Source organism: Pseudomonas sp., from assembly GCF_035554175.1.
Classification (GTDB): Bacteria; Pseudomonadota; Gammaproteobacteria; order Pseudomonadales; family Pseudomonadaceae; genus Aquipseudomonas.
In genome coordinates this window covers 1-17,228 of sequence record NZ_DATMIV010000016.1, presented here as the reverse complement: position 1 = coordinate 17,228, position 17,228 = coordinate 1, and the positions used below count along the sequence as shown (strand labels likewise).

Annotated in this window: 13 protein-coding genes; all 13 read right to left on the bottom strand. The window is 61.6% G+C overall.

All coding sequences use genetic code 11. The features are described 5' to 3' along the window. Positions 1 to 250 precede the first annotated feature (250 nt). Entirely contained in the window at positions 251 to 2,821 is a 2,571-nt protein-coding gene (gene mdoH / locus VNV36_RS06860) for a glucans biosynthesis glucosyltransferase MdoH (RefSeq protein ID WP_325717114.1), read from the bottom strand. Then, positions 2,814 to 4,598: a glucan biosynthesis protein G gene (locus VNV36_RS06855; RefSeq protein WP_325717113.1), complete on the bottom strand. Its 1,785-nt coding sequence runs from the start codon at positions 4,596 to 4,598 to the stop codon at positions 2,814 to 2,816. Before VNV36_RS06855 ends, mdoH begins: the two co-directional genes overlap by 8 nt. A gap of 350 nt (positions 4,599 to 4,948) precedes the next feature. After that, positions 4,949 to 5,386 carry a D-aminoacyl-tRNA deacylase gene (gene dtd / locus VNV36_RS06850; RefSeq protein WP_325717112.1) on the bottom strand — a complete coding sequence of 146 codons (438 nt, stop codon included), beginning with the start codon at positions 5,384 to 5,386 and terminating at the stop codon, positions 4,949 to 4,951. Next, positions 5,383 to 6,354, bottom strand: coding sequence for a prolyl aminopeptidase (pip, locus tag VNV36_RS06845; RefSeq protein WP_325717111.1), 972 nt, complete (start codon positions 6,352 to 6,354; stop codon positions 5,383 to 5,385). The genes dtd and pip overlap by 4 nt, the downstream gene beginning before the upstream one ends. A gap of 241 nt (positions 6,355 to 6,595) precedes the next feature. Then, positions 6,596 to 7,399, bottom strand: a complete 804-nt coding sequence (gene hutG, locus VNV36_RS06840) for an N-formylglutamate deformylase (RefSeq protein WP_325717110.1) — start codon at positions 7,397 to 7,399, stop codon at positions 6,596 to 6,598. Positions 7,400 to 7,409: 10 nt separating this feature from the next. Continuing rightward, on the bottom strand, positions 7,410 to 8,615 hold the full coding sequence (hutI, locus tag VNV36_RS06835) for an imidazolonepropionase (protein ID WP_325717109.1): 1,206 nt from the start codon (positions 8,613 to 8,615) through the stop codon (positions 7,410 to 7,412). Between the two features lie 100 nt (positions 8,616 to 8,715). Further along, entirely contained in the window at positions 8,716 to 10,248 is a 1,533-nt protein-coding gene (gene hutH, locus VNV36_RS06830; RefSeq protein WP_325717108.1) for a histidine ammonia-lyase, read from the bottom strand. 116 nt (positions 10,249 to 10,364) lie between these two features. Beyond that, positions 10,365 to 11,888, bottom strand: a complete 1,524-nt coding sequence (locus tag VNV36_RS06825; protein WP_325717107.1) for an HAL/PAL/TAL family ammonia-lyase — start codon at positions 11,886 to 11,888, stop codon at positions 10,365 to 10,367. A gap of 133 nt (positions 11,889 to 12,021) precedes the next feature. Beyond that, positions 12,022 to 12,852, bottom strand: a complete 831-nt coding sequence (locus VNV36_RS06820; RefSeq protein WP_325717106.1) for a quaternary amine ABC transporter ATP-binding protein — start codon at positions 12,850 to 12,852, stop codon at positions 12,022 to 12,024. Continuing rightward, positions 12,849 to 13,700: an ABC transporter permease gene (locus VNV36_RS06815; protein ID WP_016772087.1), complete on the bottom strand. Its 852-nt coding sequence runs from the start codon at positions 13,698 to 13,700 to the stop codon at positions 12,849 to 12,851. The genes VNV36_RS06820 and VNV36_RS06815 overlap by 4 nt, the downstream gene beginning before the upstream one ends. Before the next feature lie 72 nt (positions 13,701 to 13,772). Continuing rightward, positions 13,773 to 14,741, bottom strand: a complete 969-nt coding sequence (locus VNV36_RS06810; RefSeq protein ID WP_325717105.1) for an ABC transporter substrate-binding protein — start codon at positions 14,739 to 14,741, stop codon at positions 13,773 to 13,775. A 71-nt stretch (positions 14,742 to 14,812) separates the two neighbouring features. Then, complete coding sequence (locus tag VNV36_RS06805; RefSeq protein WP_325717104.1) at positions 14,813 to 16,285, bottom strand: purine-cytosine permease family protein; 1,473 nt, start codon at positions 16,283 to 16,285, stop codon at positions 14,813 to 14,815. A gap of 138 nt (positions 16,286 to 16,423) precedes the next feature. Beyond that, positions 16,424 to 17,228, bottom strand: an 805-nt coding sequence (gene hutU / locus VNV36_RS06800; RefSeq protein ID WP_325717103.1) for a urocanate hydratase, incomplete at its 5' end; no start/stop codon positions are given.

Below are 17,228 nucleotides of genomic sequence, written 5' to 3'. Positions count from 1 at the left end.
TGTGCGGCGCGAAAACCGACAGAGGCGGGCGAAAAAGCCCGGGCGCGCCAATTCGGGGACGGATGCTAACGCACTCGTCCGTTTGCACAAGGTTTTTTGCCGGGAATTGTTGTGACTGGTCAGGCCGTAAAAGCAAAAGATCGCAGCCTTCGGCAGCTCCTGCACGAAATAACCTGTAGGAGCTGCCGAAGGCTGCGATCTTTTGATTTTGCGAATTAAAAAAACCCCGCTGGTTAGCGGGGTTTCTTCATCAGGCCGGCTGAGCCTGCAGGCTCACAGGCTGCAACGGCAGCAACGGCGCATGCGGATCAGCTTTAACCGAAGCGCGCCAGGCGTCCAGCCACTCGGCGTGACCTTCGGCCCAGACCTGCTCATGCAGGCGCGCCAACGCCACCGGGTCGCTGAGCAACTGCAGACGATCATGGTTGTTCAGCCCGGACGGGCCGACCTTGATCGCGTGACGCACACGCTCCTGACGCAGCCACTCGATCGGCTCGGCCTGGCCGTGACGCGAAGTCGCCAGCGAGCAGGCCAAGGCGTTCTGCTGCGGATCGACCACGGCGCGGATGAAGCCGTCGTTCAGTGCATGCCAGCGATTTTCGTGGGTGTACTGATCGGTAGCCAGCAAGGCCTGCGGCGGATTGTATTCCTCAGGGATGAGGAACAGGCTTTCGTCGCGGGTCTTCAGACCGAGGCCGACACGGCTGGAAATCACCGACACCGGGATCGACAACATCAGCGAGCCGACGATCGGCACCAGCCACCAGAGGAAACTCGGGTTCAGCCAGATCACCAGCAGCGCCCACAGGAACCCCAGCAGGGTCTGCGGGCCGTGGCGCTTGACCGCTTCGCTCCACGGCGTTGAGTCGTCATCACGTTGCGGCGAGTTCCAGGTCGCGGCCCAGCCGAGGAATGCGGCGAGGACGAAGCGGGTGTGGAAAATCATCCGCACCGGCGCCAGCAGCATGGAGAACAGCATCTCCAGCAGCATCGACAGGGTCACCTTGAACTTGCCGCCGAACTCTTTCGCGCCCTTGGCCCAGATCAGGATGATGCTCAACAGCTTCGGCAGGAACAGCAGCACGATGGTCGTCGAGAACAGCGCGATGGCCTTGTCCGGGTGCCATTGAGGCCACAGCGGATAGAGCTGACGCGGTTCGAGGAAGTACTGCGGCTCCATCAAGGTGTTCACCGCCAGCAGCGCGGTGGACAACACCAGGAAGAAGAACCACAACGGCGCCGACAGGTACGACATCACGCCGGTGAGGAACACCGCACGGTGCACCGGGTGCATGCCCTTGACCAGGAACAGACGGAAGTTCATCAGGTTGCCGTGGCACCAGCGCCGGTCACGCTTGAGTTCGTCGAGCAGGTTCGGCGGCAGCTCTTCGTAACTGCCCGGCAGGTCGTAGGCAATCCACACGCCCCAACCGGCACGGCGCATCAGCGCAGCTTCAACGAAGTCGTGAGACAGAATCGCACCGGAGAACGCGCCCTTGCCCGGCAACGGCGCCAGAGCGCAGTGGTCGATGAACGGCTTCATGCGGATGATCGCGTTGTGACCCCAGTAGTGGGATTCACCCAACTGCCAGAAGTGCAGGCCGGCGGTGAACAGCGGGCCGTACACGCGGGTCGCGAATTGCTGCATGCGCGCATACAGGGTGTCCATGCCTGACGCACGCGGCGCGGTCTGGATGATCCCGGCGTCCGGCGTGGCTTCCATCAGGCGCACCAGGCTGGTCAGGCACTCGCCGCTCATCACCGAGTCGGCGTCGAGCACGACCATGTACTTGTAGTCACCGCCCCAACGACGGCAGAAGTCGTCGAGGTTGCCGCTCTTGCGCTTCACCCGACGGCGACGTCGGCGGTAGAAGATCTTGCCGAAGCCCTTGGCTTCGCGGCAGACGTCCAGCCAGGCCTGCTGCTCGGCCACGCAGATATCGGTGTCGTTACTGTCGCTGAGGACGAAGAAGTCGAAGCGATCCAGATCACCGGTGGCGGCGACCGACTCGAACGTCGCACGCAGACCGGCGAATACACGCGGTACGTCTTCGTTGCAGATCGGCATCACCAGCGCAGTACGCGCATCTTTCGGAATCGGCTCGTTACCCGCGCTTTTCCCGGAGATACGGTATTTATCGTGGCCGGTGAGCAACTCGAGGAAGCCCATCAGCGCGGTCCAGAAACCGGCCGAGACCCAGCAGAACAGAATCCCGAACAGAATCAGGATGCTGGTTTGCAGCGCATACGGCAGCACTTGCGTGGCGGTTTGCAGCAGCGGCTGATGCAGGACTTCTTCCAGATCGACGAACGACCAGCCCTGGTACGGCATGATGCCTTTCATGTACCAACCGGCAACGATGGTCTGGCCGAGCATCAGCAGCAACAGGATGTAGCGACGGATCGAGCCGACGGTGCGCCAGCGCGCGGCCGGCAGGACGTTGGCGTCTTTCGGCGGCTGCGGAGGGTTGGTGCGCCCGGTCAGGCGACGCCATCCACGCACCAGAATATTGGTGCGCCATGGCTCCGGCACGACCTTGGTACGGCGGATCGGCGGGGTTGCCTTGAGGCTGACCCGACCGCTGGCGTCGAGCACCAGCATTTGCGCTTCAGCGAGTTCTTCGGCCGTGCTCAGGGTCAGACGCTTGCCCACCGAAGCCTGGGCGGCTTCGGTGGGGGCGTCGAATGTCGAGGACGACAGGCGTTCGTGCAGCTCGCTGAACGACTGGCAACCCGCGAGTTCAGCGCGTTGCTCGTCGGTCATCGGCAGATGCGCCAGATACTCGGACAGAGTCTCTGGCTGTACGTGTGAGTTACTCATCGGCAGGCAACTGATAGCTCCAGGTCTCGGTCAGGACTTCTTCAGTCGGTGCCGATTCCGGTGTGGCTGGGGCCGCGTCGGCAGCGACTGGCTGCTTGGCGTCTTTGTTGGCCTTGTCCTTGGCGTCGGCTACAGGCTTGGCTTCAGCCTGTTTGGCTTCGGCGGCCTTGGCTTCCTTGTCGAGTTTTTCCTGTTGCTTGGCGGCAACCTTGTCAGCCTTGGCCACCGACGAGTTGGACGCCGGCACGGAAGACTTGGCCAGATCCGCGGTGACAACCGGCTGAACCAGTGCGGCGCGCATCTCGGTCGCCTTGCTGGCGTCCTTGATCTTCATCCGCAGGGTCAGGCGCCAGCCCTTGGTTTCCGGGTTGTAGCGCACGCTGTTTTCGACCAGTTCGGCGTTGTCGCCGACGCTGACCTGACTGCGCACGTCGGCATCCGGGGCCAGAGCGGCCAGCGACGGGCCTTCGAAATCGACCAGATAGGCAACGCTGCCATCCGGCTGACGGATCAGGTTCGATTGCTTGACGTCACCGGTCGAGCGCAGGGTCTGTGCCACCCAGGCGCTGTCCGGCGCGTGAAGCGCGGCTTCGTCCATGGTCCAGTGCAGGCGGTAGGCGAAGTCCAGCGGCTGGCCTGGCTCCGGCATTTTTTCCGGGCTCCAGAACGCAACGATGTTGTCGTTGGTTTCGTCAGCGGTCGGAATCTCTACCAGATCGACAGTGCCCTTGCCCCACTCGCCCTTCGGCTCGATCCAGGCGCTTGGGCGCTTGTCGTAGCGGTCGTCGAGGTCTTCGTAGTGGCTGAAGTCACGGCCACGCTGCAGCAGACCGAAACCACGCGGGTTCTCGACGCTGAAGTTGCTCACGGCCAGGTGTTTCGGATTGTTCAGCGGACGCCAGATCCACTCGCCGTTACCGGCATGGATCGACAGACCGCTGGAGTCGTGCAGTTCACGACGGTAGTTGAGCACTTTCGACGGCTGGTTGGCGCCGAACAGGAACATGCTGGTCAGCGGCGCGATGCCCAGTTTGCCGACCTTGTCACGCAGGAACATCTGCGCCTTGACGTCGACAATGGTGTCGCTGCCCGGACGCAGGATCAGACGGTAGGCGCCGGTGGCGCGCGGCGAATCGAGCAGCGCGAAGATCACTAGGTGCTTGTCGCCCGGCTTGGGCTGCTGAATCCAGAACTCGCGGAAACGCGGGAATTCTTCACCCGACGGCAGCGCGGTATCGATCGCCAGACCACGGGCCGACAGGCCGTAGGTGTGGCCCTTGCCGACGACGCGGAAGTAGCTCGCGCCGAGCATGGTCATGATCTCGTCTTGCTTGTCGGCCTTGTTGATCGGATACAGCACACGGAAACCGGCGTAACCCAGTTGCTCGGTGGCTTTGGGATCGAATTTCAGGTCGCCGAAATCGAAGCGTGTCGGATCGTATTTGATCTCCGAGACGGTGTTCGCGGTGATTTCGTTGATTTTCACCGGCGTATCGAAGTGCATACCCTGGTGATAGAAGGAGAGTTTGAACGGCGTCTTCTGATCGGCCCACTCAGCCTTTTCGGTGAGGAAGCGGATCTTCTGGTAGTCCGCGAACTTCATTTCGCGGAATTCGTTCGGCAGGTTGCTGCGCGGGGCTTCGAACTTTTGCCCGGCCAGCTCTTTGGCCTTGGCCGACACGTCGTCAAGATTGAACGCCCAAAGCTGACCGGCGCTGAGCAGGCACAGGAGCGCCGAACCCGCTACCAGAGCACTTCGCATGCGTTTGGCAGACATTTTTGCTGCATTACAGGGACTAACAATCACGAGCAACCCTCGCCGAAAACAGATCAATAAACCAACGGCCAGATGAAGTGCCTGTAGGGTTTGCGGCAGTAAAAAACCGACCTTCCAGGGCACCCTTGCCAAGTTGGCGAGCATTGTTCCGACTCCGCCGGGGCAAAATGATTCCCCAATCGGATCCAGACAAGTCTCTACCTAAGTCAAAACGGATCAACGAATGTCGATCCCCGCAGCGCGCGATTATCTAGTAGCCCGGATGACAACGCATCAGGGGTAACAAAGTATTTATCGCGAAAACAGCCCAAAAACAGCCGAAACGTCCGAAAAACAGGTTTCCGGCACGCTCAGGTCTGTAACAAAAAGGTAACCGGGCCATCGTTGACCAGATGCACCTGCATATCGGCGCCGAATCTACCTGATGCCACAGTGCCATGCACCTGTTTCGCCTGGCTCAATAAATAGTCGAACAACGCTTCACCCAGTGCCGGCGGTGCGGCAGTGGAAAAGCTCGGGCGCAAGCCGCTTTTGGTGTCGGCGGCGAGGGTGAACTGAGACACCAGCAACAGCCCGCCGCCCACATCTGCCAAGGACAGATTCATCTTGCCCTCGGCGTCACTGAATACCCGATAGTTAAGCAGCTTATGCAGAAGTTTGTCGGCGCTGGTACGCGTGTCGTCGGGTTCTACCGCGACCAGTACGAGCAAACCCTGATCGACCGCGCCGACCACCTCGCCGGCGACTTCAACCCGCGCACCGCGTACGCGCTGTAGCAGCGCCTTCATGCTTCTTCGAGCGGCAGGTCGAGCAGACGCTGAGCCATTTTGCTCGCAGCGCGCACCAGCGCATCGGTGATGCCCGGCTCGGACGCCGCGTGCCCGGCGTCGCGGATCACCTGCAATTCGCTGTTCGGCCAGGCCTGATGCAACTCCCAGGCATTGTCGAGCGGGCAGATCACGTCGTAGCGCCCGTGAATGATCACCCCGGGCAGGTGGGCAATCTTGCCCATGTCGCGGATCAACTGGTTCGGCTCAAGGAAGGCATTGTTGGTGAAGTAGTGGCATTCGATCCGCGCGATGGACAGGGCGCGCTGCGGCTCGGAGAAGCGATCGACCACCAGCGGATTCGGCCGCAGGGTCGCGGTGCGCCCTTCCCAGGTCGACCAGGCTTTCGCTGCATGCATCTGGGCGATCTGGTCATTGCCGGTCAGGCGTTTGTGGAATGCGCTGAGCAAGTCGTCGCGCTCGTCCAGCGGGATCGGCGCGATGTAGTCCTGCCAGTAATCGGGGAACAGACGGCTGGCGCCAGCCTGATAGAACCATTCGATTTCCTGCGCACGGCAGAGAAAAATTCCGCGCAAAATCAGACCGTGGACGCGCTCGGGGTGGGTTTGCGCGTACGCCAAGGCCAGGGTAGAGCCCCAAGAGCCGCCGAACAGCACCCATTTTTCGATGCCCAGATGCTTGCGGATGCGCTCGAGATCCTCGACGAGATCCCAGGTGGTGTTGTTTTCCAGGCTGGCGTGTGGGGTGGAGCGACCGCAGCCGCGCTGGTCGAAGGTGACAATGCGATAAAGGTTCGGATCGAAATAGCGCCGGCTCTGCGCATCGCACCCGGCGCCAGGGCCGCCATGGATGAACACCACCGGCAAACCCTCCGGCGAGCCGCTTTCATCGACGTACAGCGTATGGGTGTCATCGACAGCCAGATCGTGCCGGGCGTGAGGTTTGATCTGCGGAAACAAAGTCTGCATTGCGCGCTCCGTAAGGGGTCGAGGTCATCCCTGGGGGGACTCGTATTATTCTGCCGTTGGGCATCATAAACCCGATTTGCGTTAATGAGCATGCCTGTGCGCTGTCACCGTTTGTCAGCCATCACCCTCAGGAGCTGAACGCGATCCTGTGGGAGCGAGCCTGCTCGCGAATACGGTGTGTCAGTCAACATAGATGTTGGCTGACCGGATGCCTTCGCGAGCAGGCTCGCTCCTACAGGGGTTATGCGGTGTAGTGAGATTTTGCCCAGGCCAGCAACCCCAGCAGCAATTCCCTGAGCACCACCCGCGTCGGCTCGGCCAGGTCGGCGCGGTAGCGGAACGGTTCGAACTCTTCCATGTAGGTGGACTGGCAGAGCTCCAGCTGTACGGCGTGGATGTTCTGCGCCGGATCGCCGTACTGGCGGGTGATGTGGCCGCCCTTGAAACGACCGTTGAGCACATGGCTGAACGGCTCGTGCCGCGCGCAGATCGCTTCCAGTTGAATCGCCAGTTGCGGATCACAACTGGCGCCGTTGAACGTGCCGAGGTTGAAATCCGGTAACTTGCCGTCGAACAGGTGCGGGATGATCGAACGAATCGAGTGCGCGTCGAACAGCAGCGCATAGCCGAATTCGGCTTTCAATCGCGCCAGCTCTTGCTGCAGCGTGCGATGGTACGGCGTCCAGATCTGCTCCAGGTAAGTTGCACGTTCTTCTTTCGAAGGCTCGTGCCCTTCCCGGAACAAAGGAATGCCGTCGAACAACGTCGCCGGATACAACCCCGTGGTCGCCCCGGCGTACAACGGCTTGTCGTCGGACGGCCGGTTGAGGTCGATGACGAAGCGCGAATACTCGGCAGCCAAAGTGCTGGCACCCAGCTCCTCGGCGAAATCGTAGAGCTGCGGGATATGCCAATCGGTGTCGGGCAAACTCTTCGCGGCGGCGATCAACCCGGCCTCGACCGCCGGGGTCAGACGCACACCGGCGTGGGGCATGCTGATCAGCAGCGGCACACGGCCTTGTTTGAAATTCAGAACTTTTTCCACCAGCGCTCTCCTACAGATTCGATTCAACGCCGTGACGCACGACGCGCTTGTCCAGATCGCCACCGAGCCAATAGGCCAGATCGGCGGGACGGTCGATGTCCCAGGCGACGAAATCGGCAACCTTGCCGACTTCCAGCGAACCGTGGGTGTCGGCCATGCCCAACGCCTGGGCGGCATGAAGGGTCGCGCCGGCCAAGGCTTCTTCCGGGGTCATGCGGAAACAGGTGCAGGCCATGTTCAGCATCAGGCGCAACGACAGCGCCGGCGAGGTGCCGGGGTTGAGGTCACTGGCGATAGCGATTTTCACCTTGTGCTTGCGCAGGGCTTCCATTGGCGGCAGGCGGGTTTCACGCAGGAAATAGAACGCCCCCGGCAGGAGCACGGCGACGGTGTCGGACGCGGCCATGGCGATGGCATCGTCCTCGTCCATGAACTCCAGATGATCAGCAGACAACGCTTTATAGCGCGCGGCGAGGCTGGAGCCGTGCAGCGACGACAATTGCTCGGCGTGCAGTTTCACCGGCAAACCGAGTTGTTGCGCGGCGACGAACACTCGCTCGACCTGCTCCGGCGAGAACGCCAGGTATTCGCAGAACGCATCCACTGCATCGACCAGACCTTCAGCGGCCAGCGCAGGGAGCATCTCGTTGCAGATCAGATTGATGTAATCGTCAGCGCGATCCTTGTACTCCGGCGGCAACGCATGTGCTGCCAGACAAGTGCTGCGCACGCTGATCGGCAACGCTTCGGCCAGGCGCCGGATCACCCGCAGAATCTTGCGCTCGCTGGCCAGGTCGAGGCCGTAGCCGGATTTCATTTCAACCGTGGTCACGCCGTCGCGGATCAGGCTCTTCAAGCGTTTGGCGGCACTGGCAAACAACTCGTCTTCAGTCGCTTCGCGAGTCGCGCGCACGGTGCTGGCGATGCCGCCACCCTGAGCGGCGATCTCGGCGTAGCTGACGCCTTGCAGACGCTGCTCGAATTCGCCGCTGCGATTGCCGCCAAACACGGTGTGAGTGTGGCAATCGATCAGGCCGGGGGTAACCCAGGCGCCGTGCAGATCATTGACTGCCGGGTATTCGCCGGACGGCAACTGAGTGCGCGGGCCGATCCATTCGATGAGGGTGCCGGACGTCACGATTGCGGCGTCCTCGATGATCGAATAGACGCCATTGGCCATGGTTGCGACGTGGCAGTGTTGCCAGAGGGTTTTCATCCCAGTTCCTCGTCTTGTTCAAAATCGATTCGCGAGCAGGCTCGCTCCCACAGTTGAATAGCGTTCCCCTGTGGGAGCGAGCCTGCTCGCGAAGAGGCCATCACAGGCTCGGCAAAAGCTTCACCGAAACCAGCTCGGTCAAACACCGCGAAGCCAGCAATTCAGTCGCCGCATTGATGTCCGGCGCAAAGAAACGGTCTTTCTCATAGAACGGCACTTCCTTGCGCAAGATCGCCCGCGCCTGTTCCAGCTTCGGCGAGGTTTTCAGGCCGTTGCGCAGATCCAGCCCCTGCACCGCCGCCAGCCATTCCACCGCAAGAATGCCACGGGTGTTCTCAGCCATTTCCCACAGACGCTTGCCGGCCGCCGGGGCCATCGACACGTGGTCTTCCTGGTTGGCCGAAGTCGGCAGGCTGTCCACCGAATGCGGATGCGACAGCGCCTTGTTTTCGCTGGCCAGCGCCGCTGCGGTTACCTGAGCGATCATGAAACCGGAGTTCACCCCGCCATTGGCGACGAGGAACGGCGGCAGTTGCGACATGTGCTTGTCCATCATCAGCGAGATACGACGTTCGCTCAGCGAGCCGATTTCAGCGATGGCCAGGGCCAGGTTGTCAGCGGCCATGGCCACCGGTTCGGCGTGGAAGTTGCCCCCGGAAATCACGTCGCCTTCAGCGGCGAAGACCAGAGGGTTGTCGGAAACGGCGTTGGCTTCGACCGCCAGCACCTCTGCGGCCTGACGGAACTGGGTCAGGCAGGCGCCCATCACTTGCGGCTGGCAGCGCAGTGAGTACGGATCCTGCACCTTGTCGCAATTCTGGTGGGAAGCGGAGACTTCGCTGCGCTCACCGAGCAGATCGCGATAAGCCGTCGCGGCGTCGATCTGGCCTTTCTGCCCACGTGCTGCGTGAATACGGGCGTCGAACGGCGAGCGCGAACCGAGCACGGCTTCTACGGTGAGACTGCCGAGCGCCAGCGCACCAGCAAACAAATCCTCACCCTCGAACAAACCACGCAACGCAAACGCTGTAGAAACCTGAGTACCGTTGAGCAGCGCCAGACCTTCCTTCGCCGCCAGTGTCAGCGGCGTCAGGCCGGCGACTTTCAGCGCCTCGGTCGCCTCCAGCCATTCGCCCTTGTAGCGCGCCTTGCCCTCGCCCAGCAGCACCAGCGACATGTGCGCCAGTGGCGCCAGATCACCCGACGCACCGACCGAACCTTTCAGCGGAATGTGCGGATAGACCTCGGCATTGATCAGCGCAATCAACGCATCGATCACCAGCCGGCGGATGCCGGAGAAACCACGGCTGAGGCTGTTGACCTTGAGCACCATGATCAAACGCACCAGTGCATCGCTGATCGGCTGGCCAACCCCGGCGGCATGCGAGAGCACCAGCGAACGCTGCAGGTTTTCCAGGTCTTCGCTGGCGATGCGCGTCGACGCTAGCAGGCCGAAACCGGTGTTGATGCCGTAGGCGGTGCGGTTCTCGGCGAGGATCTGCTCGACGCAGGCAACGCTGGCTTCGATCTGCGCGCTGGCGCTGTTGTCGAGGCTCAGTCGGACCGGGTTCTGGTAGACGTCACGCAGTTGGGCCAGGCTCAGTTGGCCGGGGATCAGGTTCAGCGCAGTCATTAAAATGCTCCTGTTAGGCATTGTTATTAACTACCAGTCGCTCCGGAGCATTCCGTTATCCGTCGCCTCTCGTCTTTTGAACGAGCGGCGCCTTGGCACGCTGGTATGGATAGTTGTCAGTGCAAATCCGGTATCACGGTGTTCAGCAGATTCGGGTCTTTCAGCACACTCGCTGCAGCGGCGATGTCCGGCGCCAGCCAGCGATCCTGATCGTAGGCCGGAACCTTTTCGCGCAGCAGGCGCCAGGCGACATCGGTGCCGGCGCCGAAGCGTTGCTCCTTGAGAAATTCAAATGCCTGCGCCGCCAACAGGTACTCGATGGCGAGGATCTGCGTGCAGTTTTCCAGGGCGCGATGCAGTTTCAGCGCGGCGTTGGTGCCCATGCTCAGGTGGTCTTCCTGCAGGCCCGAGGTGATGTAGTTGTCGAGCACCGCCGGTTGCGCCAGCTGGCGGTTTTCCGCGCACAGCGAAGCGGCGACGTATTGCACGATCATCATCCCGGAGTTCACTCCCGGATTGGCCACCAGAAATGCCGGCAAACCGCTGACGTGCGGGTTCACCAAGCGGTCGAGACGGCGCTCGGCAATCGCGCCGGTTTCGGCCATGGCAATCGCCAGCAGATCCGCCGCCATCGCCACCGACTGACCATGCGGGTTGGCCTGCGACATCACCCGGAAGTTGTCCGGCGTGCCGAGCAGCAACGGGTTGTCGGTGCAGCCATTGAGTTCGGCTTCGACCTGGTTGATCGCGTGTTGCAGTTGATCGCGCGCGGCGCCATGCACCTGCGGGATCGAACGAATGCTCAGCGCATCCTGCGTGCGAATGCCTTTGCTCGAGGCTATCACTTCACTGCCGTCGAGCAGCGCACGCAAATTGACCCCGACCTGTTGCATGCCCGGATGCGGCTTGAGCGCGATGATCTCGGCATCGAACGCATCGATCTGGCCGCGCTGAGCTTCGAAACTCATCGCACCGATCACGTCAGCCCACTGCAGCAGCCGCGTCGCATCGGCAATCGCCAGACAGCCAAGCCCTGTCATGCACGGCGTGCCGTTGACCAGGCACAAACCGTCCTTCGCGCCGAGTTGCACAGGCTGCAGGCGCTCCTCGGCCAGCGCCTGTTGCGCCGGGATGATTTGCCCGCGATAGCTGACATTGCCGACGCCCAGCAGCGCGATGCCGATGTGCGCCATGTGCGTCAGGTAACCCACCGATCCTTGCGATGGCACTTGCGGGGTGATGCCGCGATTGAGCAGCGCCAGCAGCCCCTCGACCACGCGCCGGTGCAGGCCGGATTTACCGTGGCTGTAGTTGTGGATGGCGGCGCAGATGATTGCGCGGGTCTGCTCATCGGTGAGCACCGGGCCGACACCGCAGGCGTGGCTGAGCAAGGTGTTGCGCGAGAGCTGGCTGAGCTGTTCGTCCTGTAGCGAGACATTGGACAAACCACCCAGACCGGTGTTGACGCCATAGGCGCGCTCGCCGCTGGCGACGATGCGCTGGACGATGCCCTGCGCGTTGTCGATGCGCGCCCAGGCGTCGCCGGACAGTTCCAGCGGCGCGCCGTGACGGGCGACGGCGACCACGTCCTGCCAACGCAGAAGGCTGCCTGTGATAACGATTTTTTCAGCCTGGGACATCTAAAACCTCAACCGTAATATTGATGCAGCTCTGCCGGCCCCTTCGCGAGCAAGCTCGCTCCCACATTGGAATGCGGTCTCCTGTGGGAGCGAGCTTGCTCGCGAAGGGGCCGGCCGCATCACCGCAAGTCTGTTAAACCACCGCCGCCCGTCGCTGCACAAACCGGTCGACATACTCATCCGCCGGCGAATGCAGGATCTCTCTTGGCGTGCCGACCTGGATCAACCGGCCATCCTTGAGGATCGCAATGCGATTGCCGATGCGCACGGCTTCGTCGAGGTCGTGGGTGATGAACACGATGGTCTTGTGCAGGGTCTTTTGCAGCTCCAGCAACTGGTCCTGCATCTCGGCGCGGATCAGCGGATCCAGCGCACTGAACGCTTCGTCCATCAGGATGATGTCGGTATCCGCCGCCAACGCCCGGGCGAGGCCGACGCGCTGACGCATGCCGCCGGAGAGCTGGTGCGGGTATTTGTTTTCGTAGCCTTTGAGGCCGACGGTGTTGATCCAGTGCAGCGCGCGTTCGGCGCAGACTTGCTTGCTCTCGCCGCGGACTTTCAGCCCGTAGGCGACGTTGTCGAGCACGCTCTTGTGCGGCAGCAGGCCGAAACTCTGGAACACCATGCTGATCTTGTGCCGGCGAAATTCGCGCAGGGCGTCCATGTCGTACTGCAGGATGTCCTCGCCATCGACCAGAATCGCTCCGCTGGTGGGGTCGATCAGGCGATTGAAGTGCCGCACCAGCGTCGATTTGCCCGATCCGGACAGGCCCATGATCACGAAGATTTCGCCGGTGCCGATACTCAGCGACAGATCGTTAACGCCGACCACGCAACCGGTTTCGTTGAGCACCTGATCCTTGCTTTTGCCCTGACCGACCATGGCCAGCGCATCCTTGGCGCGGTTGCCGAAAATCTTGAAAACGTTTTTTACTTCGATCTTGCTCACGCTTGCGTTGCTCATTTACTCACCTCGTGCCGTGGCCGACCGTACGCTTGAGTGATGCGGTCGATGACCACCGCGAGAATCACGATCGCCAGCCCGGCCTCGAGACCGCGGCCGACGTTGAGGGTCTGAATGCCCACCAGCACGTCTTCACCGAGGCCGCGGGCGCCGATCATCGAGGCGATGACCACCATCGACAGGGCCATCATCGTGGTCTGGTTGATCCCGGCCATGATGCTCGGCAGGGCCAGCGGCAGTTGCACGCCGAACAGTTGCTGCCAGCGATTGGCGCCGAAGGCGTTGATCGCTTCCATGACTTCGCCGTCAACCTGGCGAATGCCCAGGTCGGTCAGGCGAATCAGCGGTGGCGCGGCGTAGATCACCGTGGCGAAAATCGCCGGCACCTTGCCAAGGCCGAACAGCATCAGCACCGGGATCAGGTACACGAAACTCGGCATGGTCTGCATGATGTCGAGCAACGGCATTAGCACTGAACGCAGGCGATTGCTGCGCGCCGAAAGAATCCCCAGCGGAATGCCGATCAGCACCGAAATGATCGTCGCGACCATCATCAGCGCCAGGGTCTGCATGAGTTTGTCCCAGAGGCCGACCGCGCCCACCAGAAACAACAAGCCGACAATGACGGCGGTGGTCACCACTTTGCGCGTGGCGTGCCAGGCGATCACACCGACGATTGCCAGCATCAGCCACCACGGCGCGGCCCGCAGCAGACCTTCGAGACTGACGATGGCCCACAGCAGCGTGTCGGAGATGTGGCGGAACACATCGCCGTAATTGGTGACCAGCGAATCGACCCAACCGTTGACCCAGTCGGCGATGGAAAAAGTAAAGCTTTCGGGAAACATAAGGGACTCTCAATCAAGGGGGGTTGCGATCAAGCATCCGGCTGCCGGTGTCGGCAGCCGGGTAAACCTGACCTACAAGGCCGCGTCGATTTTCCTGGCTGCGTCGTCGCTCACCCATGCGTGCCAGACTTCAGGATGTTCCTTGAGGAAGATTTTCGCCAGTTTTGCCGACTCGATACGTTCCTTGGCCATACGTCCCAGGTTCTGGTTGAGCAGGTCGATCGGCAGGTTGACCTTTTCCAGCACAGCCACCAGTTCCGGGGCTTCGTCGTGGAAGGTTTTCGACAGGCCGACCTTGATGCTCACGCTCTTGTCGACGCCCGGTTTCTCTTCCAGTTTGACCGCGTCGATCTGGCCCATCAGTGGAGTTGGTGACCAGTAGTAAAACAGGATCGGCTCGCCCCGTTTGTAGCTCGACAGCACTGCCGCATCCAGCGCAGGTCCTGTACCCGGACGGAAGTTGGTGTAGCTGTTTTCCAGACCGTAGCTCTTGAGCATTTCGCTGTTGTCCAGCTCGCAGGTCCAGCCGGCCGGGCAGTTATAGAAGCGGCCCTTGGACGGTTCTTCGGCGTCCTTGAACACGGCGGCGTATTTGCCCAGGTCGGCGATGTTTTTCAGGTCTGGGGCTTTTGCTTCCAGCTTGCGCCTGGCGTCGCCTTCGATCACGTAGCGCGGCACATACCAGCCTTCGATTGCGCCCACCACCGGCGCACCGACACCGACCACCTTGCCGGCCTTCTCGGCCTTGTTCCAGACCTCGCTGCGGCCGACCCACTCTTCGGCGAACACCTGAATATCGTTGCTGCTCAGGGCGTTTTCCATAGTGATGGAGTTGCCCGGCAGGCTGTCGGTCTTGCAGCCGTAACCTTTTTCCAGCACCACTTGCAGCACGTCGGTCAGCAGCATGCCGCTTTCCCAGTTCAGCCCGGCGAACTTCACCGGTTTGCCCGATTCGCACCAGCCGGCGGCTTGCGTCGCACCGGCACTGGCCAACAGGCCCATGGACAGCAATGTGGTCAGCAGGGTCTTGTTCGATTTCATTGTCGTGACGCTCCTAATCATGAATGGGCTTACGGCAGTTCAAGAGGCATCCAGCCTGGTCCACGTCCAGATCAGGCCTGCGCCGCAGCGCGACCGGTCCCGCTCGTTTTTGCTTGTACAACGCTGTTCTGCGCCAGCGGCAGAATCAGGCGATCGGGCACTGCGCTGTGCCATTTTTTTGCGCAGAGGTAGTAGACGGCGGCTGGCAGCACCAGACCGATGATCCAGGAAATATCCACATCGCCCAGCGCTGCCACCAGCGGGCCGGTGTAGAACTTGGTCGAGATGAACGGCAGCTGCACCAGCACGCCGAACACATAGACGCTGATGCCGAGCAGATTCCAGCGACCGTAGCGACCGTTCGGATCGGCCAGCGCCGGTACGTCATAGCGCTCGCGGGTGATGCAGTAGTAGTCGACCAGATTGATCGCACTCCACGGCGTGAAGAAGGCGAGCAAAAACAGGATGAACGACTTGAACGCACCGAGGAACGAATGCTGGCCGAGCAAGGCAATCAGCGTCGCTGCGCCAACGATGAACAGCACGAACACCAGCCGCTGCAAGCGGGAAACCTGCAAGTGCCCGCGAAAGCCGCTGATGATGGTGGCGATGCACATGAAGCTGCCGTAGGAGTTCAGCGTCGAAATGGTGACCTTGCCGAACGCGATGCTGAAATACAGCAGCGCGGCGGTGGCGCCAGTGCCGCCCAAACCGACGATGTAGGCGACTTCGTGACCGGCGAATTGACCGTTGGCCGAAGCGGCGGCAAATACGCCGAGGATCATCGCCACCTGGGCACCGATCACCGAACCTGCCCCGGCGGCGAAAAAGGTTTTCACCGATGAAGTGGCGCTCGGCAGATAGCGTGAATAGTCCGCGACATACGGGCCGAAGGCGATCTGCCAGGACGCCGCCAGCGATACCGCCAGCAGGAAGCTGCTCCAGCTGAAGTGACGAATTTGCAGGAGTGCGCCGACATCGGTCTGGCTCATCAGTCGCCAGAACAGGAATACGAAGGCAATCACACCGATGACACTGGCGACGCGACCGATCCAGTGGATCACCCGATAGCCCAGCACCGTCACCAGCACGATGACACTGGCGAAAATCAGGATGCCGACGCTGTCGCTGACACTGAACAACTGTCCCAGCGCCTGACCCGACAGCACCGTACCGGTGGCGGTGAAGCCCAGGTACATCAGGCACACCAGCACGATCGGAATTGCCGCACCATAAACGCCGAACTGCACGCGGCTGGAGATCATCTGCGGCAGGCCCAGTTTCGGCCCTTGCGCGGCATGCAGCGCCATCACCCCGCCGCCGAGCAGTTGGCCGATCAACAGACCGATCAGCGACCAGAACACATCACCGCCCAGCACCACGGCCAACGCCCCGGTAACGATTGCGGTGATCTGCAGGTTGGCGCCCATCCACAGGGTGAACTGGCTGAACAGACGACCGTGTCTTTCCGCTTCCGGGATGTAGTCGATCGAACGCCTTTCGATCAACGGAGTACTGCCTGCACGTTCGTTGTTAACCGCCATGATTCAACCTCTGTGGATTGTTCTGCTGGGTTGGTTCGTACACCTGTAGGAGCTGACGAGTGAAACGAGGCTGCGATCTTTTGCTTTTCACAAGATCAAGATCAAAAGATCGCAGCCTTCGGCAGCTCCTACAGAGGTTTATTTACCGGTAATCATCGGCAGATTCAGCCCCTGCTCTTTCGCGCAGTCGATCGCGATCTGGTAACCGGCGTCGGCATGGCGCATGACGCCGGTGGCCGGGTCGTTGTGCAACACGCGAGCGATGCGTTCGGCAGCTTCATCGGTGCCGTCGCAGACGATCACCATCCCCGAATGCTGCGAGAAGCCCATGCCGACGCCGCCGCCGTGGTGCAAGGACACCCAGGTCGCGCCGCTCGCGGTGTTCAGCAGCGCGTTGAGCAGTGGCCAGTCGGACACGGCGTCGGAGCCGTCCTGCATCGATTCGGTTTCGCGGTTGGGGCTGGCGACCGAGCCCGAGTCGAGGTGATCGCGGCCAATCACTACCGGCGCCGACAGCTCACCGCTGCGGACCATTTCGTTGAAGGCCAGACCGAGCTTGGCGCGCAGGCCCAGACCGACCCAGCAGATACGTGCCGGCAGACCCTGGAAGCTGATGCGCTCACGGGCCATGTCCAGCCAGTTATGCAGGTGTGCGTCGTCCGGAATCAGCTCTTTGACTTTGGCGTCGGTCTTGTAGATGTCTTCAGGATTGCCCGACAGCGCGGCCCAGCGGAACGGACCCACGCCACGGCAGAACAGCGGACGGATGTAAGCGGGCACGAAGCCGGGGAAATCGAAGGCGTGGGTGACGCCGACTTCCTTGGCCATCTGACGGATGTTGTTGCCGTAATCGAACGTCGGCACGCCCATTTTCTGGAACGCCAGCATGGCTTCGACGTGCTCGGCCATGGACTGCTTGGCGGCCTTGACCACTGCGGCAGGC

Bases quoted from the DNA above. Each gene is read 5' to 3' on its own strand.
- VNV36_RS06820 (WP_325717106.1), bottom strand. From the start codon at position 12,852: ATGAGCAACGCAAGCGTGAGCAAGATCGAAGTAAAAAACGTTTTCAAG.
- VNV36_RS06805 (WP_325717104.1), bottom strand. From the start codon at position 16,285: ATGGCGGTTAACAACGAACGTGCAGGCAGTACTCCGTTGATCGAAAGG.
- dtd (WP_325717112.1), bottom strand. From the start codon at position 5,386: ATGAAGGCGCTGCTACAGCGCGTACGCGGTGCGCGGGTTGAAGTCGCC.
- pip (WP_325717111.1), bottom strand. From the start codon at position 6,354: ATGCAGACTTTGTTTCCGCAGATCAAACCTCACGCCCGGCACGATCTG.
- VNV36_RS06855 (WP_325717113.1), bottom strand. From the start codon at position 4,598: ATGTCTGCCAAACGCATGCGAAGTGCTCTGGTAGCGGGTTCGGCGCTC.
- VNV36_RS06810 (WP_325717105.1), bottom strand. From the start codon at position 14,741: ATGAAATCGAACAAGACCCTGCTGACCACATTGCTGTCCATGGGCCTG.
- mdoH (WP_325717114.1), bottom strand. From the start codon at position 2,821: ATGAGTAACTCACACGTACAGCCAGAGACTCTGTCCGAGTATCTGGCG.
- hutI (WP_325717109.1), bottom strand. From the start codon at position 8,615: ATGAAAACCCTCTGGCAACACTGCCACGTCGCAACCATGGCCAATGGC.
- VNV36_RS06825 (WP_325717107.1), bottom strand. From the start codon at position 11,888: ATGTCCCAGGCTGAAAAAATCGTTATCACAGGCAGCCTTCTGCGTTGG.
- hutH (WP_325717108.1), bottom strand. From the start codon at position 10,248: ATGACTGCGCTGAACCTGATCCCCGGCCAACTGAGCCTGGCCCAACTG.
- VNV36_RS06815 (WP_016772087.1), bottom strand. From the start codon at position 13,700: ATGTTTCCCGAAAGCTTTACTTTTTCCATCGCCGACTGGGTCAACGGT.